The sequence below is a fragment of the Chryseobacterium sp. GTID13 genome (assembly GCF_056172655.1).
In genome coordinates this window covers 1577813-1601307 of sequence record NZ_JAOCMB010000005.1, presented here as the reverse complement: position 1 = coordinate 1601307, position 23495 = coordinate 1577813, and the positions used below count along the sequence as shown (strand labels likewise).

Annotated in this window: 19 protein-coding genes and 1 pseudogene; 8 read left to right on the top strand and 12 right to left on the bottom strand. The window is 40.4% G+C overall.

Annotation, left to right across the window (positions count from 1 at the left end):
- Positions 1–53 precede the first annotated feature (53 nt).
- From N4G44_RS13905 to N4G44_RS13875, 7 genes and pseudogenes are all read right to left on the bottom strand, one after another.
- Positions 54–605 carry an alpha/beta hydrolase gene (locus N4G44_RS13905; protein WP_474927750.1) on the bottom strand — a complete coding sequence of 184 codons (552 nt, stop codon included), beginning with the start codon at positions 603–605 and terminating at the stop codon, positions 54–56.
- Between the two features lie 138 nt (positions 606–743).
- A complete protein-coding gene (locus N4G44_RS13900; RefSeq protein WP_474927748.1) occupies positions 744–1562 on the bottom strand; it encodes a class I SAM-dependent methyltransferase in 819 nt (272 codons plus the stop codon).
- 4 nt (positions 1563–1566) lie between these two features.
- Positions 1567–1725, bottom strand: a complete 159-nt coding sequence (locus tag N4G44_RS13895) for a hypothetical protein (RefSeq protein WP_474927747.1) — start codon at positions 1723–1725, stop codon at positions 1567–1569.
- Between the two features lie 53 nt (positions 1726–1778).
- Entirely contained in the window at positions 1779–2027 is a 249-nt protein-coding gene (locus N4G44_RS13890; RefSeq protein WP_474927746.1) for a VOC family protein, read from the bottom strand.
- Positions 2028–2082: 55 nt separating this feature from the next.
- Positions 2083–2517: a GNAT family N-acetyltransferase gene (locus tag N4G44_RS13885; RefSeq protein WP_474927745.1), complete on the bottom strand. Its 435-nt coding sequence runs from the start codon at positions 2515–2517 to the stop codon at positions 2083–2085.
- Between the two features lie 24 nt (positions 2518–2541).
- Positions 2542–3944, bottom strand: a pseudogene (lpdA, locus tag N4G44_RS13880) (dihydrolipoyl dehydrogenase).
- Positions 3945–4009: 65 nt separating this feature from the next.
- On the bottom strand, positions 4010–4600 hold the full coding sequence (locus N4G44_RS13875; protein ID WP_474927743.1) for a TetR/AcrR family transcriptional regulator: 591 nt from the start codon (positions 4598–4600) through the stop codon (positions 4010–4012).
- A gap of 278 nt (positions 4601–4878) precedes the next feature.
- On the opposite strand from N4G44_RS13875, the gene N4G44_RS13870 reads away from it, so the two are divergent.
- Both N4G44_RS13870 and N4G44_RS13865 read left to right on the top strand, forming a co-directional pair.
- The gene (locus tag N4G44_RS13870; protein WP_474927741.1) at positions 4879–5886 is read left to right on the top strand and encodes an aldo/keto reductase; all 1008 of its coding nucleotides are present in this window, start codon (positions 4879–4881) and stop codon (positions 5884–5886) included.
- A 183-nt stretch (positions 5887–6069) separates the two neighbouring features.
- Positions 6070–6966 carry a helix-turn-helix domain-containing protein gene (locus N4G44_RS13865; protein WP_474927739.1) on the top strand — a complete coding sequence of 299 codons (897 nt, stop codon included), beginning with the start codon at positions 6070–6072 and terminating at the stop codon, positions 6964–6966.
- 174 nt (positions 6967–7140) lie between these two features.
- Here N4G44_RS13865 and N4G44_RS13860 read toward each other — a convergent pair whose 3' ends face one another.
- A complete protein-coding gene (locus tag N4G44_RS13860; protein ID WP_474927738.1) occupies positions 7141–7623 on the bottom strand; it encodes a cupin domain-containing protein in 483 nt (160 codons plus the stop codon).
- An 87-nt stretch (positions 7624–7710) separates the two neighbouring features.
- Positions 7711–8409 carry a DUF1826 domain-containing protein gene (locus tag N4G44_RS13855; RefSeq protein ID WP_474927737.1) on the bottom strand — a complete coding sequence of 233 codons (699 nt, stop codon included), beginning with the start codon at positions 8407–8409 and terminating at the stop codon, positions 7711–7713.
- Between the two features lie 315 nt (positions 8410–8724).
- On the opposite strand from N4G44_RS13855, the gene N4G44_RS13850 reads away from it, so the two are divergent.
- Positions 8725–9231: an Hsp20/alpha crystallin family protein gene (locus tag N4G44_RS13850; protein WP_474927736.1), complete on the top strand. Its 507-nt coding sequence runs from the start codon at positions 8725–8727 to the stop codon at positions 9229–9231.
- A gap of 132 nt (positions 9232–9363) precedes the next feature.
- Here the strand turns inward: N4G44_RS13850 and N4G44_RS13845 are convergent, their stop codons facing one another.
- On the bottom strand, positions 9364–9780 hold the full coding sequence (locus N4G44_RS13845) for a hypothetical protein (RefSeq protein ID WP_474927734.1): 417 nt from the start codon (positions 9778–9780) through the stop codon (positions 9364–9366).
- 254 nt (positions 9781–10034) lie between these two features.
- Here N4G44_RS13845 and glsA point away from each other — a divergent pair, with 254 nt between their 5' ends.
- Entirely contained in the window at positions 10035–11048 is a 1014-nt protein-coding gene (glsA, locus tag N4G44_RS13840; RefSeq protein WP_474927732.1) for a glutaminase A, read from the top strand.
- A gap of 29 nt (positions 11049–11077) precedes the next feature.
- On the opposite strand, the gene N4G44_RS13835 is transcribed toward glsA, so the two are convergent.
- Both N4G44_RS13835 and N4G44_RS13830 read right to left on the bottom strand, forming a co-directional pair.
- Positions 11078–11776 (bottom strand): LytR/AlgR family response regulator transcription factor, encoded by a 699-nt coding sequence (locus N4G44_RS13835; protein WP_474927731.1) that lies wholly within the window; start codon positions 11774–11776, stop codon positions 11078–11080.
- Entirely contained in the window at positions 11773–13440 is a 1668-nt protein-coding gene (locus N4G44_RS13830; RefSeq protein ID WP_474927729.1) for a histidine kinase, read from the bottom strand. The genes N4G44_RS13835 and N4G44_RS13830 overlap by 4 nt, the downstream gene beginning before the upstream one ends.
- Before the next feature lie 109 nt (positions 13441–13549).
- Here N4G44_RS13830 and N4G44_RS13825 point away from each other — a divergent pair, with 109 nt between their 5' ends.
- The 4 genes from N4G44_RS13825 to N4G44_RS13810 all read left to right on the top strand — a co-directional run bounded on the left by N4G44_RS13825 (position 13550) and on the right by N4G44_RS13810 (position 23475).
- Positions 13550–14068, top strand: coding sequence for a carboxypeptidase regulatory-like domain-containing protein (locus N4G44_RS13825; RefSeq protein ID WP_474927727.1), 519 nt, complete (start codon positions 13550–13552; stop codon positions 14066–14068).
- A complete protein-coding gene (locus tag N4G44_RS13820) occupies positions 14059–14256 on the top strand; it encodes a TonB-dependent receptor plug domain-containing protein (RefSeq protein ID WP_474927725.1) in 198 nt (65 codons plus the stop codon). The genes N4G44_RS13825 and N4G44_RS13820 overlap by 10 nt, the downstream gene beginning before the upstream one ends.
- 113 nt (positions 14257–14369) lie before the next feature.
- On the top strand, positions 14370–15923 hold the full coding sequence (locus N4G44_RS13815) for an outer membrane beta-barrel family protein (protein WP_474927723.1): 1554 nt from the start codon (positions 14370–14372) through the stop codon (positions 15921–15923).
- Positions 15924–16539: 616 nt separating this feature from the next.
- Positions 16540–23475: an SDR family NAD(P)-dependent oxidoreductase gene (locus N4G44_RS13810; RefSeq protein WP_474927721.1), complete on the top strand. Its 6936-nt coding sequence runs from the start codon at positions 16540–16542 to the stop codon at positions 23473–23475.
- Positions 23476–23495 lie beyond the last annotated feature (20 nt).

Here is a 23495-nt window from a genome sequence, read left to right as displayed (position 1 = left end):
TTTTTTAAGCTTTTAATAAAGACTGTGGTTTACTTCTTTCATTGATATAATTTCTAAAGGTTATTATTTATCCAATCATTGGTAGGTATTATCCACTCGTCCAGAGCCCTGAAAAGGAAGCCATGTTCCATACCTGTGTTCAGTGTAATTTCCTTAAAGGTTTTTAAGTTAGAATTTTTAAACCTGAGCTGTCTTGACAATAACTGGGCACCCACGTCGGTTTTTTCGTTAATTGACAGGATCTTCCCATATAAACGAAACTTTTTATCCTTATTCATCGAATCATTTTTAAAGCTAGAACCAATAAAAACAAATTTCAACATGGGATTTTTGGCATATCGGGATATATATTGGGCGATATAACCACCCTGGGAAGTTCCAACGATAGAAATATGATCAAAAGGTACTCCACATAGGTTTAAGCTGTCAATTTTCAGAATAATCTTTTTTGCATAAATTTTTGGATCTGTATCAGGCTTTCTCTTTTCAGCGATTATTAAAGTATTCTTTGATTGAAGTTTTTCTAAAATAGCTGTATAGGCTGCGATACCGTATTTAGGATGTGGTGCATCCAGTGAATGTCCCTCCAAAAATTTATTATGCAAAAAAATACATACTCTTTTTGGGTGGTATTTTGAGCACTAATGGCTAACGGAAGAAATAATAGATGAAGAAGTATTAACCTAAAAAGCATATAATTTAAATGAGCTTTGTTTCTTTTATTTTTCAGACAAATGTCAAATTTATTTTTTGTCCTGAAGAAGTTGATTCGAGGCGGCCAGAGCATAAACCATTGGAATCTTATTACCTAAATGAGCAATTCTGAACTTACCTGGTTCAGATTCTACCGAATGATTGAAATTATTGTACGGCGAATAATCAAATTCTTCAAAATAAGTTATTCTGAGCCCGTTTTGTATCAGGCTGTTGATTACTTCGCCCAGACTGTGGTTCCAGCCAACTGTTTTGACTTCTAATTCCGCTTCTTTATCTGCATACGTTCCTTTCTCTGATTCTATAATGGCGCCGGAATTAAAATAGCTGTATTCAATTTTCTTAAACCGGGCATCATACATCCATACAACAGGATGAAATTCCGCAAAAACAAATATACCGCCAGGTTTTAAAAATTTCGAAATGATCTCCGCCCAACGATTCAAATCCGGAAGCCATCCGATAGTACCGTAACTTGTAAAGACAATGTCAAACTGACGATCCAAATGATTGGGCAGGTCATAAACATCACTGCAAATAAACTCTGAAGAGGAATGAGTCTGTTTTGCCAATTCCCGGGCCTGAGCTATCGCCACATCGGATAAGTCTACGCCGACTACGTCAGCTCCCAGACGGCTTAAAGATATGCTGTCCTGCCCGAAATGGCATTGTAAGTGCAGAACAGATTTGTTGGACAGATTTCCAAGTAAATTCAGCTCTATATCATTCAACGAATTTTTGCCCTTTAAAAAACCGTCTAAATCATAAAAATCAGAGTTGATATGAGTTTCTGTTCTGGCATTCCACGACTGGCGGTTGATTTCTAAATAATTATCCTCGATATTCATTATTTCATTTTGATGGGTTGAATTCATTTTTTATCCATTCCTCGTAACTCAGGACTCCAAGTTCCGGCCTGCCTTCGCCTTCCAAAACATAGATAAACTCCAGCTGGTTTCCGTCCGGATCGTCAAAGTAGAGCGCGAGTGCCGGCATCCACGCAAAAACCATAGGTTCATTGCTGCCGTTTTTCAGAAAATTATAGGACTTTAACCCATTTTTTTCTAAAAAATATTTGCGTCTTTTAGGATAAAATCTTTGGAACAGCTGAATGCAAAATGCCTCTTGTGGATACTGCCTGACTGCTCCCACAAACCAAGCATTGCCTTTTTATTTTCCCCGATCCAAAGAAATGCAATAGGTCTGGTTTCATCATAATGTGCAAATTGTAATCCCAGTACTTCGGTATAAAACTGAACTGCGTTTTCCAGGTTACTTACCTGAATGTGTGTTTCATATAATCCTTCAATCATTTTTTATATATTTAGTTACTAATTATTATAAAGTAAAGATAAAATAGACATTTTTTTACTTTAGCATGTGAATAATAGGATAATTTTTGCCTGAGCCATCTTTCTCTGATCTCCCTGCTTTTCTGAATCCCAATTTTTCATAAAAGCCAATAGCCTGATGGTTCTGTTCGTTAACGTCGACCTTTGTAATCCTTTCCGTTTCATCTATGAAATGAAATAATATCTTTCCATAACCTTTATTGCGGTAGTCATTGTAGACAAACAGCATCTCCAGGTTTCCTTCTGATGCCGATGCAAATGCTATTGGTTGATCCTGCAGTATAAGAAGATATACGGTCAGCTGTGGGAGGTATTCAGTCGGGATGGCGCGTTTAAAATAGGAAAGGTCTTCCTCAAGCAGAAAATCGTGAGTTGCCCTTACAGAGGATTCCCAAATTTCCATGATTCTCGGATAATCTTCGGAAGTGGCGAGCCTGATTTGTTGTGACATAATTTTAAAATTGATATTACTTACTTAAATATTGAGTGATGGTCTTCCCGATGCAATGGTATAGGCTTCTTTCAGCACCTCTGAATAAGTTGGATGAGCATAGCAGATTGAGGCCATATCATTTGCTGTAACTTCGTATTCTAAGCCAACTACTGCCTGTGCGATCAGGTCTGCCGCTCTGGCACCTATTATATGTACACCTAAAAGTTCGCCATATTTCGGATCAGAAAGAACTTTGACAAAGCCTTCGGTTTCCATACCCGCCCTTGCCCTTGCATTGACTGCAAACGGAAATTTACCGATATTATATTCCAACCCCTGCTTTTTTAATTCTTCTTCTGTTGCCCCTACAGAAGCAACTTCCGGCCAGGTATAAACAACTGATGGGATGCGGCCATAATGTATGTGAGGCTTTTGGCCATTTATTCTCTCTACCACAAATACAGCGTCTTCTTCTGCTTTATGAGCCAGCATAGCACCCCCTATGACGTCACCAATAGCGAAGATATTGGGAGCGGTAGTCTCAAGTAGTTCGTTTACTTTGATGGTACCGTTCCCATTCAGCTCGACGTCTGTATTTTCCAGACCGAGATTAGCGACATAAGGCTTTCTGCCCACGGCTACCAGAATATAATCGGCGGTTAGTTCCTGTTCAGTGCCTTCCTTATCTTTAAAATAAACTTTGGCTTTGTCACCAAGATTCTCAGTCTTGTAAACCGCCTCGTTAAGCCTGATCTCTACGCCTTCTTTCGTTAAAATCTTAGTTAATGCGGTTCCTAATTCATGATCCATATTGGCAATCAGATTATCGGCATACTCTAAAATGGTCAGTTTTGTACCGATTCTGTTAAAGATTGAAGCCATTTCAACACCAATTACACCTCCGCCAATGATAACCATACTTTCTGGCTTCTCTTTCATAACCAATGCTTCAGTAGAAGTGATGATTCTTTTTTATCTATGGAAACGCCAGGAATAGTTGCCGGTTTTGATCCGGTAGCAATAATAAACTTACCTGACCTGATGACAGTTTGTGTCTGATCATCGTGTGTAACCTTCAACGATTCATTGTTGAGAAAAGCGCCTGTGCCTTTTATAACTTTGATCTTGTTCTTTCTCATCAGGAAGTCCAGGCCCTGTGTATTTTTAGCTACCACATCAGTTTTACGCCTAAGAACCTGTTCAAAATTGAGTCGAAGATCGGCAAATTCGATACCATGATTTTCAAAACTCTTAACTGCATCTGCATAATGATGGGTGGTATCCAACAGCGTTTTTGTAGGAATGCATCCTACATTGGTACAGGTACCGCCGAGTGTGCTGTATTTTTCGACCAGAGCTGTTTTATAACCCAGCTGGGCACTTCTGATTGCTGCTACATATCCGCCAGGACCTGATCCGATAACGGTAATATCAAATTCTTCCATTTTGTTCTTTTTCTAATACAATATTTATAAAATAAACCAATCGGTCTTTTTTTAAGCAAAAAAAATTATACTCCGAGATTTTTAATTAATTTTTCCAGGAATGACATTGCTATTTTGAGTTCTGCCATATGATTGTTGACCTTCGCCTGCATAAAGGCTCCTTCGATCATTGAAATCATGATCACTGCAATTTCGGTTGGGTCGGTATCTTCCTTTATTTCCTTTCTTTCTATACCGCGTTTTATCTGGTTTTCAATGGATGTCTTCCAAAAAATCAGTGCCTTTTGTACCCGATCTTTTAGCTTTGGATGCGTATCATCCGCCTCTGTAGCGGTATTTAAAATGGGGCAGCCAGCCTGTAAATAGGGATATCTGAAGTAATTTTTATACGTTTGGGGGTAAACCAGCAGTCTTTCTATTGAACTCTCCGTGGCTAAGATGCGTTCTTTCATATGCTGTGTCACCATACCGAAGTTGTGATCGAAAACGCTCAATGCGATTTCATCTTTGTTCTGAAAATTACCATATATGCAACCTTTTGAAAGCCCCGTGGCATCCATTAAATCATTTATTGATGTACCCGCATAGCCTTTCGTATTAAAAACTGATGCGGTTTTCTCGATAATCAACCGTTTGGTATTTTCAGATTTCGTCATTTTATCAACCGGAAATTTAATCCGTTACAAAATTATACAAAAAAATAAAACGATCGGTCTTTTTTTAATATTTATATTGAAAAGAATATTTTATTTAATGGATAGCTTGATTGATGTTCAGTTAGTACGATAGAGTCTGTTATTGTTTTTTAAATCCGTTTGAATGTTTGGATGATGGGTTGCATATAAAAATGGATAATTTGCATACGACAATCATGGATTTGCATACATCCGGGTTTAAATTTCTGCCCAATTTTGTATCAGTAAAAATCAACGATATGAAATTAAATCAGGTTAAATTAGGAAGTCAGGGATTATTGGTTCCCAATATTGGTTTGGGATGTATGGGAATGACGGGTTTCGGTGGTGCAGACATGTATGGAAAAACCGATGAGAAAGAAGCTGTTGCCACCATTCACCGTTCTCTGGAGTTGGGTGGGAATTTTCTGGATACTGCAGATTTATACGGCCCTTTTAAAAATGAACAGCTGATTGCAAAAGCTATTGAAGGTAATCGCGATCAGTATATTATTGCAACAAAATTTGGCTGGGAGATTGATGACAACGAACAGGTCACCTGGAAAATCAACGGAACAAAAGACTATGTAAAAAAATCGGTGGAACGTTCTCTGAAAAATCTAAAGACAGATTACATCGACCTTTATTATATGCACCGTCTTGATAAAAATACACCTGTTGAGGAAACTGTCGGAGCCATGAGTGATCTTGTAAAAGAAGGAAAAATCGGTTATATCGGTTTGTCGGAAGTGTCTTCTGAAACGGTGAAAAGAGCCCATGCAGTACATCCGGTTTCTGCAGTACAAAGTGAATATTCTCTTTTTGAAAGAACGGTTGAAGAGAAAGGCGTTATCAGGACATTAAATGAGCTGGGAATTGGCTTTGTAGCGTACTCACCTTTGGGCAGGGGATTCCTGTCAGGGAATATTAAAACTATCGATGATTTACCGGAAAACGATTTCAGAAGGGGAATCCCCCGTTTTCAGGAGCAGCATTTTCATAAAAATATTGAATTGGTGGAAGCGATTGAAGCTTTGGCCGGCGAAAAGAATATGACTCCCTCTCAACTGGCCTTAGCATGGATTATCAGTAAAGGAATTCTTCCTATCCCTGGAACGAAACGCAGAAAATACCTTGAACAGAACATTGAAGCGGCAGGAATTCAACTGAATGAATCTGAAATCCGGAAACTGGAAAGTATTGTACCTTTGGGAACAGACACGGGAGCAACCTATGATGAATTCGGGATGGGATTATTGGATTATTAATTTGTAATTTTAATTCATTAGGATGAAGATCAGCCTCATGGGTTGCCAGAACCCATGAGGCTACATCTAAAACTTAATAGGGTTGCCATCTAACTTGAACGGAATTCTTTTTGTGTAGATAAAACGGACAAAAAGTGGAGGAGGTGAATTATACAGGCACTAAAAAAATAAAAGTTTAAAATTATGAACACGATACAATCTATTTCAGCATTTCACAAGTTGCTTTCTCTTCCCGAGCCAAAGCATCCTATGGTAAGCGTGGTGAATCTTTTTGAAAGTGTTTTCATTGAAGATGAGGTATGGAAAGGCTTTGTGAGCAAGTACTATTGTGTCGCCCTGAAACGCAATGCAAAAGGCAAAATAAAATATGGCCAGCAGCATTATGATTATGACAAAGGAGTGTTAAGCTTTACTGCCCCCAACCAGGTTCAGTATCTGGATCTGAAGACGATGGATTGTGAAAATACCGGTTATCTGCTTATTTTTCATGAAGATTTCCTGCTCGGGTATTCTTTGGCGAAAACCATTTCATCTTATGGATTTTTCTCATACGCCGTGAATGAAGCTCTGCATTTATCTGAAGACGAAGAAAATGATCTGCTTGAAATTCTGCAGAAAATAGATAAGGAGTGTCAGCGTATCGACCATCATACTCAGGAAATTATCTTATCGCAGATTGAATTGCTGCTGAACTATTCTAAACGTTTCTATGAGAGGCAGTTCATCACCCGGAAAAGTGGCAGCCATCAGATTTTAACAAAGTTTGAATCATTTTTAAATGACTATTTTGACAAGAAAGTATCTGAAAAAGGTCTTTTAACCGTTCATCAAATTGCAGAAGCAATGAATTTATCTCCCAATTATTTAAGTGATCTTTTGAGGATTCATACCGGCCAGAATGCGCAGCAGCATATTCACGAAAAACTTATCAGCAAAGCAAAAGAGAAACTTTCGACGACAGAGCTTTCCATCAGCGAAATTGCATACGAGCTGGGATTTGAGCATTCGCAGTCTTTCAGCACATTGTTTAAAAAGAAAACCAATATGTCGCCATTGGAATTCAGGCAGTCTTTCAATTAAATGCAGTCAGATAAATTCTTGGAAATAAATTTTGGTTTACAGTATTAGGGGAGTTTAGCTGTAATTTAATTTTAACCAATCAAAAGCAATCTATATTCGCTATTTACTTCAACAGAAGCTCTGTGAATGCAAGACAAGACCTTTTCAATAGTTTACAACTTAATTGAGAGGGATTTAAGCTTTATTCTGTAAAGGATTATTAGTAGTAATAACAAACATAATCAAAGGCTCATCTCCTGTATTCTCAATAGAATGATAACCTATAGAGCTGATGGCTGTAATATCTCCTTTTTGAAGTATTTTTTTACGTTCCGGCCCATGGGTTCCGGTTCTTTCACGATACTCGCCGGTTCCATGAATAACGACATATAATTCCTCTTCATTTCTTTCGTTGTGAGTATGAAACCCGGATTCATCGCCTTTGTTCAATAAAACCATATAAGCACCCAGGCGATTATTGGTCAGCTCATTTTGATCGAACATTTGAATCATGTATACAGTTCCGTTTCCTCCGTACATATTTTCACGTTTATCGATGCGTGTAATGGTTCGTTCTTCTTTTTCAAAGGCCATTACATACAGGTGAATGTATTTTGAAACCTCATTTATAACGTGATCGAATTCTGTTCCTTCAGTTAATATAACGGTATCAGACATGTAGGTTAAGTATTAATTTATAATGTATTTCAATTGATCAAATTTATATAATGTGGAAGTAAATAGTACTTATTGAAGAATCGGTAATTAGCAAATCAACAATAATCTATATTCACCATCATTTTCAACAGGTGCCCTATGAATACAAGGTAAAGCCTTTTGAGCCGGATGATCTACTGCCAGGCGCCAAAGGTGTCCTGATCCTAAATTTACAGGCATTGCACCGGGTTTGGGCTGATAATGCAGGTCAAAAAAACAGTCTTTCAGGAAAGTTTCAAACTCAGTTTCCGGACCGTCGTGTAATTCTCTCAGTTTTTCACGGATTTCAGGGATCAGAACTTTTTGTTCAGCCTGGCTATTAGGCAGGATATCGCTTGCAGCCCCGTGATAGGTACATAAAAAAGTATCGGTTCCAATAGGTGACCGGTCCACATGATACGAATATACATCGGTGGAAATAAAATCAAACTCCTCATCCCGCTCGTAATTTTTAAGTAAATTGAGTGAAGGTAAGGCTCCGAAATCAGTTAATAACTGTAAATCATTGAAGATAATTTCCCTCGCCATATTACCTTCCCGGGATAATTGCAGCGCCGAAAGATCATCAACCGAAACTTCTGTAATATTCTCTTTCAACTGAAGCTTAGACACAATTTCTTTAAAATCTCCAGTTAAATTTCTGTGCCAGCAAATTGCATTCATAGCACCCTGGAAACCGGTATTTACCAGTTCGGTAAAAGTAGAGACCTTACAAATTTGATTGTTGCCGGGAAATTTATCGCACATAATGTAGAAGGAGAATTAGAGTTGCTAATTCTCTGCAAAAATAAGAAATACGGCAAAACATAGCAGTATGATAATTAAATTACTCAATGAAAAATAAGATAAGATTTAACATGAATTAATTTGATTTTCATGATGTTAAATAAGGGTAATGTGTTGGTTTAAAAATGATTATGACAAATTTTCATGAAATTTTGTCACTTTTTCTGAAAAAATTCACATTTTCACTGACGGTATTTTTTTTGATATTTATGCTATACAGCTGGCCGGCTGACGAGTTATTAAATAATTGTTTAACGTATTTAAAAAGACATTACTATGAATCTTATTAAAAGAAATTGGAATAACAGTTCGGCTCTTCCAAATCTCTTCGATGATTTTTTTAATCGTGAGCTTTTTAACTGGGGAAACAGCAATTATTCATCAACCAGTACTACCGTTCCATCGGTTAACATCAGAGAAAATGAAGACGCCTATGAAGTGGAAGTTGCTGCACCTGGCATGGAGAAGAATGATTTTGAGATTAAACTGGATGGTAACCTTTTAACAATCTCATCAATGAAGAAGAACAAAAGTGAAGCGAAAGAAGAAAACTTTACCCGCAGGGAATTCAGTTATCAGTCATTTCAGAGAAGTTTTGAGCTTCCTAAAGATGTTGTTGACCAGGATAATATCAATGCAAAATATGAAAACGGACTGCTTTCTTTGGTTATTCCTAAAAAGAAGATGCCAAACGTAAGCCTCCGCGACTTATTGAAATATCATAATACAGAAATGACTGCTGTCAGGCAGTCATTTTTTTGCTTAGCTGGAACATCTGGTTGAAAAAGTATGAGACGGATGCCCTTAAACCATACAAAGCAGCTTCATGGTTGAAAATGAGGCTGCTTTTATTCAGTATTCTCTTGATCTGTCATTCTGATGAACAGTCGGAAAAAATAAGTAAATGCTTTTAGTCTACTGGGTTTTGCACATAGCATCCCAGGTTGTCCAGAAATGGGCATTAATAGCTCCTGGAGCAGGGTTGATGCTGTCCGCAACGATCCCTACCATAGAAGCGCAGTTGGAATTGCAGCCTATTTCATTATAGCTTCCGGCCTGCGGAGGAATTTGTCTCCACGTACCGGTAGAGCCGCTTAATAATTCTACCTTAATCTCGAAGATTCCTGAAAGATTAGGAGTTTGAATTTGTTTGGTCGGATTTTCGCTTGAAATAGAATCGCTCCAGTTGCCCTGCGAGAATGTAACACGCCATGTAGAAATCATTTTGGCTGTATCGTTTTGTGGTGAAAGGTAAACCCAGAACTGAGCACCTCCGCCCAATTGAAGCTGGCCGGATGAATTCGCGGTTCCGCTTACGTTTGTTGTTTCCATGTTGAATTTATTTGGTTGGTTAGTTTTTGCTTGCTTTCCAGTGTGCCGGTTTAAGGATTAGCCTTTATTGATGGCACTTATTGGTAGTTCAAAGTAACAAAGAAGGATGCATTTCTTCTAGAGTATAAATGACCAATTACGGGTTTGGGTAGAAATACCTAATCAGCTTGTATCATAGAGATGTGCTGTAACGGATGAAAAGTTTTATCTTTGTTTTCCGGGGTTGATGATAAATATGAGCCGGAAATGCCTTTATGAATAATAATAGTTTCTTACCTTCTGCAAAAGGAATCCTTATTGCAGCCTTTCTTTCCTTTAATACAATGATGTATGCTCAGAAAACAGCAGATATATCAACCATTTCAGAAAAAACCTTAAGCAGTATTCTGGAAAAAAACAGAACCTATTACACACAGGGCAAGGTAGCCGATTATATTCCTGAATTGGGAAAAATGGATGCTAAGGCAATTGCTTTTTCAGTGGTAGAAAAAAATGGGAAAGTGTTTAATGTAGGGGATGTTCACAAAAAATTTACCATGCAGAGTATCTCCAAGATCATTGCATTAATGATTGCTGTCGCAGAGAAAGGGGAGGCCAATGTTTTTGATAAAATGGGTTATTTTGGAACCGATAAGCCTTTCAATTATTTTTCCAACCTCGAAACTACAGGTAAGCCGTTGAATCCAATGATGAATGCCGGAGCCATTCTTACCACCTCTTTAATTTCCGGAGATGGTGAAAAGCCATTCCTTAAAATACTGGATATGGTTCGGTATATTACCAAAAATCAGACAATTGACTATAGTACATCCGTTTATCAATCTGAAAAATCTACCGGGCACCGTAACCGCGGGATGTTCTATCTGATGAAAAATAACGGACTTATTTCAGGCAATGAAGATCAGCTGGATAATTATTTCAAACAGTGCTCCATTGAACTGACTGCCGAAGATTTGGCTAAAATAGGGTATTTCTTTGCTAACGAATGTGTACGTTTTGACGGAGATGCCCAATATAAAAACGCAGAAATGTCAAGACTGATCCAATCTCAGATGCTGATTGCCGGAATGTATGAGTTCAGCGGAGAATATGCCAGAACCGTAGGTCTTCCCAGCAAGTCAGGTGTTGGAGGTGGAATTACCGTAAGCGTTCCCGGGAAAATGGGAATTGGAGTTTTCAGTCCGGTCCTGGATCAGCATGGGAATTCTGCAGCCGGCTATCACATGATTCTGGATCTGGCCAAACAGTATGATCTGAGTCTATTTTAAAGAATAAGTTTTGCGTATCAAACCAGGCATCACACTATTTTATTTTTCAGATCTTTATATTTTGAGCGCCCTACAGGCAATACTTCACCTGTTTTAAGCAATGCTCCATACCGTGTTCCGGGATTGATAATGATTTTTTCAATCTGCTGAAAATTGACAAGATAAGACTTATGAATACGCTCAAACCTTTCAGGAAGAAGCTGCTGCAAATATTCAAGAGATTTATCATGCAGCTCACTCAGCCCGTTATTGAGATGGAGTTCTGTATAAATGCCCGCTCCTTTGATGTAGATTACCTCGGAAATATTGATCAGACGAACCTGTCCGGCCCTTTTTACGGCCAGGTATTTAATGCCTTCCTGTGGTTTCACTGCTGGGTTTATTAATCTTGTCAAAGCCTTAAAAAGCCTTTCCTGATCAAAAGGTTTGGGAACAAAATCAAGAACTCCATACGCAAAAGCGGTAATTGCTTTATCAGTATTGGCAGAAACAATGATCGTATGAAAAGAGGAGGCTACCATCTGCTCCAGGAGTTCAAAACCATTATCTCCGTTCAGGTTAAGGTCCAGCAGCACAAGGTCGGGAATCCGGCTTGAAACCTGGTCAAGTCCCTTTTGCAATGAGTCACAGATGATAATTTCATTAGGTTTACCTGTAAAGAACTCCGAGGCCATACGCTGCAAACGACGGGCAATTCTGGCCTCATCCTCTATAATTACTATATTCATGACTTTAAAATTTGAATGGTAGATATCCAGCCGTTTTCTGTAGGGCCCGATACAAGTTTCCAGTTTTGACCATAACTTTCAGTCAGCCTTGCTTTGATATATTTAAAGCCGTTTCCGCCTGCACGGTCAGTCATCACCGGCCGGTTCTTCGCAATAGTTTCAAAAGTATACTGATGAGCATCTTTTAACGATGTATAATGAAGTATAAATCGAATTGTATTTCCGGACTGTGGCTCGCTGTGGGTAATGCCGTTTTCCAGCAGGGTGTGAATGATCGCCGGAGGGATCAGCTGTGCTTCATCGATTCCTTTTTGTTCCCAGATATAATTTATTTCCTTCCGAAAACCCATGACCGACAAATGTTGGCGGCATAGCTCCAGCTCTTTTGTAACAGGGATCAGGGTCTGTTCAGAGATCTCGTTCATAATATCAAATTCTGTGGCCAGCGCCTGGATGAAGCGGGCTCCATCCTTGGGAGATTCTTCCACCCAATCCATCATCGAAGTCAGCGTATTTCTTAAAAAATGAGGCTGAATATTCTTTTTAAGCAATTCCAGTTGCAGCCTTGACGAAAGTAAAACAGCATTTTGATGCTCTGCCTCAATGACACTGGTACGGATAGAATGCAGATAAAGCATGGAGAGTACGATAATGGTAAAACTGATGAATAATCCATAATCATAAACCACAAGCCTGTTGACCAATGCACTCGCCAAAAGAGCTGCCAGAGCAATAAAGCCGCCTTTTTCCTTTTGAAGGATGCCATTCAGAACCACAATGAAGGCAGTTATCAGCATGGCCAGGCTGTAAAGACGGGCAGTCAGATCGTAGTGACCGTAATTGAACCAGTAGAGTCCAAGCAGTGTCAGCAACAGAGCCGACATCAGCCATTTTCCATATCTGAAGTTAAATTGGATAATAAAATACCATGGAACCAGCAGCGCATTGGCAAATGTCAGCCATCCGATGATTTCGAGGCGTACGAAGAATTCAGAATAGGGGAGCATCACATGGAACTTCAGATATTCCATGATCAGCAGGGTAAAAAAGAGAAGGCATATGGTTGCAAATATAAGGATGTCTTTCTGTCTTCTTTTGCTGTTCAGGTAGAGGAAGAAATAATAAACGGCTGCGATCAGAAAAGCTCCGGCCATCAGATTCATATAGGCCATTGTGATGAGCGGGTTTGTGAGTAATGTTTCGTAATTATTGATGGTGAAGCCAATGCTGCGCTGTACATCCGGATAAAGGGATTGGGAGCTGCGCATAGCAATAGTATGAAGACCAGACGAGATCAGATGGTTAGGGATTCTGTAATAACTGCATTCGGTTCCGGGTATTTCCGGTTTTCCATTTTTCGGAAGCTGTCCGTTTCTGCCGATCAGTATGCCATCCCAGTACACTTCAAAAGCACCGAAAGAATTGATCTGAAGGCCAAGAGGAACGAGTTCGTTTTCCACCGGGCGCAAATCAACATGGGTACGCGACCAGAATATTTTATCCGAAGTATTACCTCTGGTTTCAGACCAGTCCTTATCATTGTAATTCTTGCTCATCCAGGCCATATTGTCTCCGGTTTTATAAACCGGTACCGGGTCTTCATTGCGGATAACAGGGATGGCCAGCAGGTCAAGCAGTGTTAATAAAAATATTAAATAATGCATAATGTAAATATACAAGCTAATTTGAAAAACCGGATGTCATTGGAAAGCCTGTGGAGCAGTTCAGATGTTTCTTCTGTGAATGGCTGTTTCTTCAATTTAAATTTACATCATGAAACAATTAGCCATCATTTTTTTGATCATCTTTTCTGTTCAGTGTTCATTCGCACAGAAAAGTCGGATCACCGGAGTTATTCAGGAAAAACAGGATATCCCGATATCTTATGTAACCGTAACATTAAAGGACAGTGATAACCGGCCGAGTGCCGCCGGTATTTCAGATGCTAAAGGAATATTCAGGCTGGAAAGCATTGCTGCTGGAAATTATACCATCAGTTATGCTCTTGCGGGCTTTCAGACAATCAACAGGCCTGTAGAGATTAAGGCAGATGAAATGGTCAATGTAGGAACGGTTGTTTTAGAGCCTGATGCAAAACTATTACAGGAAGTGTCTGTCACAGGGCAGCGCTCATCTGTCAGCTTAAAAATCGACAAAAAAGTCTTTGAAGTTGGTAAGGATGTTCTTTCGCAATCAGGTACGGTAACGGATCTTCTCAATGTTGTTCCTTCTGTAAGTGTGAGCCCGGGGGAGAGATCAGTCTGCGGGGGAATCCTAATGTATTGGTATTAATTGACGGCCGCCGGACCGGGCTTACCCAGAGCAATGCTTTGGAGCAGGTACCTGCCGATCAGGTAGAGCGTGTGGAAGTGATCACCAATCCTTCTTCCAGATTTGATGCCGGCGGTTCTGCAGGGATTATCAATATCATCCTTAAAAAAATAAGAAGGCAGGATTCAGTGGGCAGCTGCGTCTGGTAGGTGGTATCCCCAACGAAACCCGAATCAGTTCCAGTCTGAATTATAAATCGGAAAAATTGAATTTGTTTGCGACTTATGGTATTCGATTGTCGGATTATGTGGGTCTGTACACGATGAAACAGTCAACCGTACTGTCGGGTGAAAGGGTTGATCTGGACCAGAGACAGGATGAGGACAGACATGATGATGCTAAGTTGCTCTATTTTGGGGCAGACTTTAAGATTAATGATCATAATACCATTACTGCGGCTTTCCTCAGAAATTCAACTCATGACCACGACAAGACCCGGCTTAATTATTTGTATTCAAATAAAAACGGATCTCTCGACAGCAGCCTCACCAGAAAGGGTGAATCTTGGGAAAGGCGCAGCTATAACCAGCTCGAATTCAATTATACCAAAAGCTTCGACAAAGCAGGCAGGAAGCTGACAGTAGATATGCAGTATGATTTCTGGGATAGTGACAAAGACTGGAACTTATCAACCAGCAAAGTATTTCCGGCTGCTGTAGATTTACCCATGATTAAAACAGGTTCAATGGGTGCAAGTAAGGATTTTATGATCAAAACAGATATGGTGCAGCCATTGGACAGTGCTTCCACCCTGGAATTCGGGTTGAAACTGGAAGACCGGAGAGTAAACAGTGACTTTATCGCGGAGCAGCAGGCTTCAGCGGGCTGGGAGATTATTGATCAGATTGATAACCATCTGTTATATAAAGAATTGATTGGAAGTGCTTATGTTCAGTTTTCCGGAAAAACCGGAGCTTTAAACTATCAGGCCGGTTTACGCGGCGAACTTACCCATATCGGAATCGAAGACCGTGCAGGCACTTATACCGATGAAAAAAATTATAACCGCCTGTTTCCAACATTAAATATAAGCTATCGTTTCAATGAGCGGACAACTTTGCAGGGAAGTTATAGTAAAAGAATCAACAGGCCAAGACTGGGCATGATTTATCCTTTTAATGAATTGACTGATCTGAGCAGTCGGTATTTTGGAAATCCGGACCTTAATCCTTCATATGCCAATGTATTTGAACTTGCTTTTCTTAAAAGCTGGAAAACACTTACTTTTAATCCATCCCTTTATTATCAGAGAAATACCGGGGTGATAGAAGATTATACGTTCCGTAATCCGGAAGGGTTTTTTATCACAATGCCGGTTAACATAAGCAGGGAAACCCGGCACGGTTTTGAGTTGTCGTTGCTTTATAATCCTGTCAAATGGCTGCAGGTTAATACAGAGCTTAATCTGTTTCATTATGCTGAAAAAGGCAGTTATAAGGATCAGAGCTTCGATTATTCCGGGAATACCTTAACCGCCCGAGTAAGTGCCCAGCTGAAACTGAAGAACAAGCTTTCCTTTCAGACGCTTTATAATTTCAGGGGAGCCAATGCTACCGCCCAGACGCATACAGATGCCCTTCATAGCATTGATTTTGGACTCAGTAAAACTTTTTTAAAGGATAAAGCAACAATTATGTTTGATGTAAGCAATCTGTTTGGATTAAGAAAATCCACGAGCAGGACTGTAGGAGCGGATTATGAAATCGAGCAGACTAACATTCCCAATGCTGCCCGCTATCGGTTGACACTGGTTTATAGATTCAACCAAAAAGATAATCAGTCGGTACGGCAAGCCAAAAGTGGAAACAGGGATTAATCTTGGATGGTCGGTTGTATGATTTTGTCCAATTAAATATAAAATAATTCTATAATTTACTTATTATCATAACGTTGCTTTCGGGTAACGTTATTTTTTTATTCAAATTTTATACAATTTTTGCCGCTCTTTTTTTGAAAATCTGAATTTCTGATTATTTTTTTACTGGATCTGAATATTCAGATTTTATAGATTTTATACGCATTTTAAGGTATGTTATATTTTTTTAATATTGGAAAAATAATTCTCTTATTATTGATTTATTATATTTTTTATTTCTATATTTGTCTCATGATATTCAATTATAAACATTTATAATTGAATTAGTTTAATTGTGCTGTCTCGTTTCTGAGAATGAAAACTAAACTCTGTTTTTTAATTTTATTTAAATTCATAATAACTTATTGTTAATAATTTATTATTAAATTTAATTTATGATTGAAAATATGGTATATATTTATTATTTTTATTCCATCATATTTTAACAAACACTCATTATGCCGTAAGGTTTGTGTCTTGTAATGTGAATTTCCCAATTATCATCAATATCATGAATGCAATGAAAAACTTAACCATTATTGGATTGACACCCTTTGAAAAGCCGGATGTTAAACTTATGCAAAAGTTGCACGGGGCGGGTGCATTTCCCATCTTAAGCTTAGGCCATGACTTGGCAGCCGCACAGACAGCGCTGGATCAAATTGCCCGGACAGACATCCCTTCTTACGGGATCTATCTGCCCAACGACAAATTTATTTCCCTCCAAATCCCTGAAAAAGTAAAATTTGCGATCCTTCCATCCGGAGTTTCTCTGAATATTGTGCCGGATCTGCCGGTGATCTATCAGGTAACCAGCTTGGATGAAGCCAGACTTGCCTGGCAGTCCGGAGCCGAAGGAATTATCATAAAAGGAAATGAAGCAGGAGGCCTGGTAGGCTATGAATCAACTTTTGTATTGTTTCAGCGCGTTATCAGAGAAATCCAGAACATACCCGTATGGGTGCAGGGCGGAATAGGGCTGCATACCGCTGCTGCTGTAAAATCTTTGGGAGCAGCCGGAGTTGTACTCGACAGTCAGCTGGCATTGTTCCCGGAAAGCTCGGTTCCTCAGGAAATCAAGGATTTAGCCTCAAAACTGAACGGTACCGAAACCAAAATTATAGCCAATCACAGGGTATTGGTGAGACCCAATTCACCTGCATTACCGGAAAATGTCGATGCAGAAGAGCTGAGACAATATTTCACCGATTTTGACCTGAACAATAGTTATATTCCGATGGGACAGGATATTTCATTGGCGGTAGACCTGTATGAAGATTTCAAAACCCTGAAAAAAATGATTTTTGGGTTCAAAGAAGCAATGTATGGTCACCTGAAGCAGGCTAAAGCGCTTAAAGTGATCAGCGAAAATAATGTGATGGCCCGGAAGCTCGGATTACGTTATCCTATCGCACAAGGTCCCATGACCCGCGTCAGTGATGTCCCTCAATTTGCCAATGCGGTAGCAGATGCGGGTGCCTTGCCATTCGTCGCTTTATCTTTACTTAAAGGAGAGCAGGCAAAATCTTTGGTCATGGAAACCAAAAAGCTGGCCGGTGAAAAAACATGGGGTGTAGGTATTCTCGGATTTGCACCTCAGGAATTAAGGGAAGAACAGACGTCATACATATTGGAAGCCAGGCCACCTGTGGTACTTATTGCCGGAGGAAGGCCTGCGCAGGCTAAGGTATTTGAAAAGGCAGGTATCACAACCTTCCTTCACGTTCCTTCACCTGCATTACTGGATATTTTCCTGAAAGAAGGTGCCACCAATTTCATCTTTGAAGGCCGTGAGTGCGGCGGTCACGTAGGTCCGCTTTCAAGCATGGTTCTTTGGGAAAAACAGATTGAACGTATTTTAAAAGAAGAGCATCCTGAAAAGATCAGTGTATTTTTTGCAGGTGGGATTCACAATGCATTTTCAACAGCATTTGTCTCTGTTATGGCAGCTCCTTTAGCAGCCAGAGGCGTAAAAGTTGGAGTATTGATTGGAACAGCCTATTTATATACAGAAGAAGCAGTAAGAACCGGAGCTATTCAGGAAGAATTCCAGGTTCAGGCTATGCAGGCAAAAGACACCGTTTTACTCGAAACGGCACCGGGACATGAAACACGTTGTTTGAATACAGCTTTTGCCAAACATTTCAGCACCGAGAAAACCAGGCTTCTGGCAGCAGGAATGGATAAAAAAGAAGTCTGGGAACAGCTTGAAAAATTAAATGTGGGCCGGCTTAGGATCGCTGCCAAAGGAATCGATCGGCAGGGGGATAAACTGGTAAATGTTCCTAAAAATGAGCAGCTGGATCTTGGAATGTACATGATAGGCCAGGTAGCCACAATGCAAAACCGTGTAATTTCCCTTGCATCACTGCATCAGAACGTAAGTATTGATAATTATAAATACATTGAAGAGGCGGCTTTACCGGAACAGCCGGTATCTACGGAAAAACCTCTGGATGTAGCCATTATCGGGATGGAATGTATTTTTCCTGGCGCTAAAAATCTTGAAGAATACTGGCGGAACATCATCCTCGGAAAAGACAGCGTTACAGAAGTACCTGATGAACGCTGGAATAAAGAACTGTATTACCATCCGGATTCAGAAGGACCGGATGTATCTCATTCAAAATGGGGCGGATTTATTCCAAAGATTGATTTCGACCCATTGGCCTTCGGAATTCCTCCACAATCCCTGGCCGCTATTGAGCCGACACAATTGTTGACCTTATTGGTGGCCAAACGTGCCATGGAAGATGCAGGCTATGGGGAGAAACACATCAACAGAGAAAATATTTCTGTCATTATAGGCGCTGAAGGGGGTAATGATCTCGCCAACAGCTATAGTTTCAGAGGATATTATAAACAGGTTTTCGGAGAACTTCATGAAGAAGTAAAACAGGCATTCCCACATACGACGGAAGATTCATTCCCTGGTATTCTGGCTAATGTAATCGCGGGGAGAATTACCAACCGTCTGGATCTTGGAGGAAGGAATTTCACGGTAGATGCGGCTTGCGCTTCCTCTTTGGCAGCTATTGATCTGGCTTGTCAGGAGCTTGTATTAGGAAAATCGGATATGGTTCTTGCCGGCGGTGCGGATTTACATAACGGAATCAATGATTATCTGATGTTTTCCAGTACACACGCCCTTTCCAGAAAAGGAAGATGTGCGACATTCGATGATGAAGCTGACGGAATTGCCCTTGGGGAAGGAGTTGCCATCCTTGTTTTAAAAAGATATGAAGATGCCGTTCGAGATGGTGACCGTATTTATTCTGTCATCAAAGGAGTGGGAGGATCAAGTGATGGAAAGGCATTAGGTCTTACAGCACCTAGAAAAATAGGGCAGGTCCGTGCATTGGAAAGAGCTTATACTCAGGCTGGTATCAGTCCTGCATCAGTTGGTCTTGTGGAAGCTCACGGAACCGGAACCGTCGTAGGAGATAAAACCGAACTGAGCGCGCTGACCAATTTATTCAGCCAATCAGGAGCCATACCGGGACAGACCCATTTAGGTTCTGTAAAAACGCAGATCGGGCATACCAAATGTGCGGCTGGATTGGCGGGACTCATCAAAGCTTCACTGGCAGTATATCATGGAGTGAAACCACCAACAATTCATTTACAGCAGCCTAATGCTTACTATAATGCCCAAACCAGTCCTTTTGCTTTTTATACGGAAAGTGGATTGTGGAGTGAGAAAAACCGGTATGCCGGAATCAGTGCTTTTGGATTTGGGGGAACCAATTTCCATACGGTTATTGCCAATCACCCTAAAGAAGATGATTCTGCCGTATTGCAATCGTGGCCGTCTGAATTATTTGTATTCCGTGGGGAAACGTATGAGGATGCCAGAATTCAATTGAATCAAATCAAATCTTTATTAGAGGTAAATGGTGATATTCCGTTAAAAGATATGGCTTACAGCCTAGCGGTTGGATCAGAAAAACCGATTCAGTTAACCATTGTTGCTGATACTGCTGAACATTTAATGATGAACATCGAGCTGGCCTTATCCGGCATTGAAAGTAAAGACACTTTTACAGTAAATAAACGCGACGGTAAAGTAGCTTTCCTTTTCCCTGGCCAGGGTAGCCAGAGAATCAATATGGCTCGTGATCTGTTCGTCGCTTTTCCGGCCATGCGTAACCTGATTGAAGGCTACCCTGAATTGGAGAAAGTGGTTTTCCCTTCAGCAACATTTGATGAAACTTCCCTGAAACAACAGAAAGAAACCATTAAAGATACCCGTCTGGCTCAACCTATTTTAGGTATTGTTGATCTGGCTTTAGCGAAATTCCTGAAATCACTGGACATCGTTCCGGATATGATGGCAGGGCACAGCTATGGTGAATTACCGGCCCTGTGTTTTGCCGGTGTTTTTGAAGAAGAAAAACTGGTTGATCTGAGTATTCAAAGAGCCCAGGCCATTCTGAATTCAGTAGAAGGTGGAGATCCGGGTACTATGATTGCGGTAAGCGCGACAAGAGAACAATTACAACCGGTATTAGACAAGACAGAAGGATGCTATCCGGTTAATTATAATGCTCCAACCCAATGTGTGGTGGCAGGAAGTACGCCGGCCATCAACAAATTAATGGAGATCCTTAAGCAGGAACGCATTTCTGCAAAGAAATTAGAAGTAGCCTGTGCATTCCACAGTCCTTTATTGGCCAAATCCAAAGGCTTATACGATGAGGTTTTAAAAGATATTCCTTTTAATGAAATGCAGATTCCGGTTTGGTCGAATACCACGGCGGAGATCTATCCCACAAACCCATCAGAAATTAAAGAGAGACTGACAGATCATCTGGTACAACCTGTGAGATTTGTAGAAGAACTCGAGGCGATGTACGCAGACGGAGCCAGAATATTCATCGAAGTAGGTCCAGGAAAAGTATTGACCGGACTGACGAATTCCTGCTTAAATAAAGATCAGATCACCCTGTATGCAGAAGACAGCAGCCGTAATAAAATGAGCCACCTTCTTTCTATGCTGGCCCAATATCTGGGAACAGGCCGGAGCTTCAGCATCGAAAAGCTTTTCGAAGGCCGCAATGCCCGATTGATCCAGATTGATCAGCCTGAACTGTATAAGAAAAATCCAGCCATCTGGCGTGTGAACGGACAAATGGCCCATCCAACTACAGGTAATCTGCCGGCTAATGGTGCATTACCAATATTAAATCCTATTCCAATGAACAATTTTACTAATAACCAACCAGCCCCTGCAGCCGAATCTCAGCCTGCTGCTGAACGCATGCTTCAGGAATATTTAAATACCATGAAACAGCTGATCCAGGCGCAGCGTGATGTGATGCTTTCTTTCCTGGGACAGAATCCACAGATTAATCCTGCTCCTGTTTATGCTGCGCCAATACACTCACCTGTAAATGATCGTTTGGTAGAGATTCCTGCACAACCTGTTAATGCAGATAAACCAGCTGCTATTACAGTAAAGCAGGCTCCTGTAAAAGATATTAAGACCTTATTGTTACAGGTAGTCAGCGATAAAACAGGTTATCCTCACGAAATGCTGGGAATGGAAATGGATCTGGAAGCTGATCTGAGTATTGACTCTATCAAAAGGGTAGAAATCATCGGAACGCTTCGCAGCGAACTGGGAGCGCTTACATCAGATCATGCCAATGAAGACACAATCATGGAGAAATTAGCATCCATCAAAACTTTAAGCGGTCTGGTTTCCTGGTTGACAGAATTTACAGGTAATCCGGCAGCTGCTCCTGAAAAAAACGAAACTACAGCAACACTACCATCAGAAGCACAAAGCAAATCTGCATTTTCTCTTGAAGAACTTCAAAATGTAATTCTGAATATCGTTAGTGAAAAAACAGGTTATCCGAAAGAAATGTTGGGTCTGGATCTTGATCTGGAAGCAGACCTGAGCATCGATTCTATTAAAAGAATGGAAATTATCGGCGATCTTAAAACCAAAATAGGTTTCGGGGAAGATATGGACCAGGCTGATGATCTGATGGAAAAACTGGCTGCCATTAAGACATTAAAAGGATTAGCCTCATGGATCAGCGAGATGAGCGGGAACACCGATGCTGAACCGGTACAGAACTTATTGTCACGTCTTCGTTTTGATCTGACTCCAACCGATATTTCTACAGAACAGAATACAGAAATCATAAAGGGAAAACGTTTTGCCATCACTCAGGACAACAGTCCGCATACGATGGCCATCAAAAACGCTCTTGAGAAGCATGGTGCTGTTGCAGAATTGGTCGATACAGAAAAAGATCTTAAGCATTTTGACGGGCTGATCATTCTGGACTTGTTCTCTTCACCTGTAAAGCACAGCATCATTGATCACGTGGATCAGATCAAGAAACTGGATCTTGATAAAACCAGATGGGTTTACCTGATTTCAGATATTCCGGCTCATATCCAGGAACTGACCGATACCCGTCTTTTACGCCATTACAAAGGTTATCCGGGACTTTTCAAAAGTCTGGCAAGAGAATTTGAGCAAACCTCCTGCAGGCTGATCAGTCTGAGCACACCACAGGAAGTTGATCAGATCACGGAAATTGCTTTAAAAGAAATCTTAACTACCGATAAACCTGCCGAAGTTGTTTACAAACATGACCAAAGGCATAAAATAGATATCATCCCTTCTCCATTGTCAACCAGTCTTGAAGAAGCGCATATCCAGCTGGATCAGGAATCTGTAGTCTTGGTACTCGGAGGCGGGCAGGGAATTACTTCTGAACTGGTGAAGCATATGTCCGGAGCGTATCCGTGCACCTATATTCTTGTAGGAAGATCGGCAGACCCGAGAGATTCGGCAGACTCGAAAGACGTAGAAGCTATGAAATCCAAGGACGAAATAAGAAGCTACCTGATTAAAACCGGAACATTCACTTCTCCTGCTGAAATAGAAAAAGAGACGGTAAGAATTTTCAAAAACAACCAGATCCTGAGAACCATCCGTGATATGGAGCAGCTTGGAAATAAGGTATTGTATCAATCCTTAGACCTTTGTGACGAAGAAGGATTATCAGATCTGATTAAAAATATTTACGAACAATACAACCGTTTGGACGGTGTTATTCATGGGGCAGGCCTTTTGGAAGATAAGTTGTTCAGACACAAAACATCCAGCTCATTTGAACGGGTTTTTGATACCAAAGTGAAGCCGCTTCGTGTACTGGCAGAACAGCTTCGTGCCGATTGTCAGTTTGTAGTGCTCTTCTCAAGCATTGCCTCAGTGTATGGAAATAAAGGCCAGACCGATTATGCTGCAGCCAACTCCGTACTGGATGATTATGCGAAAGCTTTAAACAAAAAATTAAAGGGAAAAGTAATCTCCATCAACTGGGGGCCATGGAAAGGTGCCGGAATGGTTTCATCAACACTGGAAACAGAATACGAACGCCGCGGCATTTCTTTAATTCCACTGGATCAGGGGAAAGAAATTTTTCTTAATGAGATCAGATACGGAACCGAAAGTCAGGTATTGATCATGTCAGGAAACAACTGGTAAACCTCTGTATACACTAATAA

Excerpts from the sequence above, each read along its gene's own strand:
- N4G44_RS13900 (WP_474927748.1), bottom strand. The coding sequence starts at position 1,562 with ATGAATATCGAGGATAATTATTTAGAAATCAACCGCCAGTCGTGGAAT.
- N4G44_RS13895 (WP_474927747.1), bottom strand. The coding sequence starts at position 1,725 with ATGGTTTTTGCGTGGATGCCGGCACTCGCGCTCTACTTTGACGATCCG.
- N4G44_RS13890 (WP_474927746.1), bottom strand. The coding sequence starts at position 2,027 with ATGATTGAAGGATTATATGAAACACACATTCAGGTAAGTAACCTGGAA.
- N4G44_RS13885 (WP_474927745.1), bottom strand. The coding sequence starts at position 2,517 with ATGTCACAACAAATCAGGCTCGCCACTTCCGAAGATTATCCGAGAATC.
- N4G44_RS13875 (WP_474927743.1), bottom strand. The coding sequence starts at position 4,600 with ATGACGAAATCTGAAAATACCAAACGGTTGATTATCGAGAAAACCGCA.
- N4G44_RS13870 (WP_474927741.1), top strand. The coding sequence starts at position 4,879 with ATGAAATTAAATCAGGTTAAATTAGGAAGTCAGGGATTATTGGTTCCC.
- N4G44_RS13865 (WP_474927739.1), top strand. The coding sequence starts at position 6,070 with ATGAACACGATACAATCTATTTCAGCATTTCACAAGTTGCTTTCTCTT.
- N4G44_RS13860 (WP_474927738.1), bottom strand. The coding sequence starts at position 7,623 with ATGTCTGATACCGTTATATTAACTGAAGGAACAGAATTCGATCACGTT.
- N4G44_RS13855 (WP_474927737.1), bottom strand. The coding sequence starts at position 8,409 with ATGTGCGATAAATTTCCCGGCAACAATCAAATTTGTAAGGTCTCTACT.
- N4G44_RS13850 (WP_474927736.1), top strand. The coding sequence starts at position 8,725 with ATGAATCTTATTAAAAGAAATTGGAATAACAGTTCGGCTCTTCCAAAT.
- N4G44_RS13845 (WP_474927734.1), bottom strand. The coding sequence starts at position 9,780 with ATGGAAACAACAAACGTAAGCGGAACCGCGAATTCATCCGGCCAGCTT.
- glsA (WP_474927732.1), top strand. The coding sequence starts at position 10,035 with ATGAATAATAATAGTTTCTTACCTTCTGCAAAAGGAATCCTTATTGCA.
- N4G44_RS13835 (WP_474927731.1), bottom strand. The coding sequence starts at position 11,776 with ATGAATATAGTAATTATAGAGGATGAGGCCAGAATTGCCCGTCGTTTG.
- N4G44_RS13830 (WP_474927729.1), bottom strand. The coding sequence starts at position 13,440 with ATGCATTATTTAATATTTTTATTAACACTGCTTGACCTGCTGGCCATC.
- N4G44_RS13825 (WP_474927727.1), top strand. The coding sequence starts at position 13,550 with ATGAAACAATTAGCCATCATTTTTTTGATCATCTTTTCTGTTCAGTGT.
- N4G44_RS13815 (WP_474927723.1), top strand. The coding sequence starts at position 14,370 with ATGAAACAGTCAACCGTACTGTCGGGTGAAAGGGTTGATCTGGACCAG.
- N4G44_RS13810 (WP_474927721.1), top strand. The coding sequence starts at position 16,540 with ATGCAAAAGTTGCACGGGGCGGGTGCATTTCCCATCTTAAGCTTAGGC.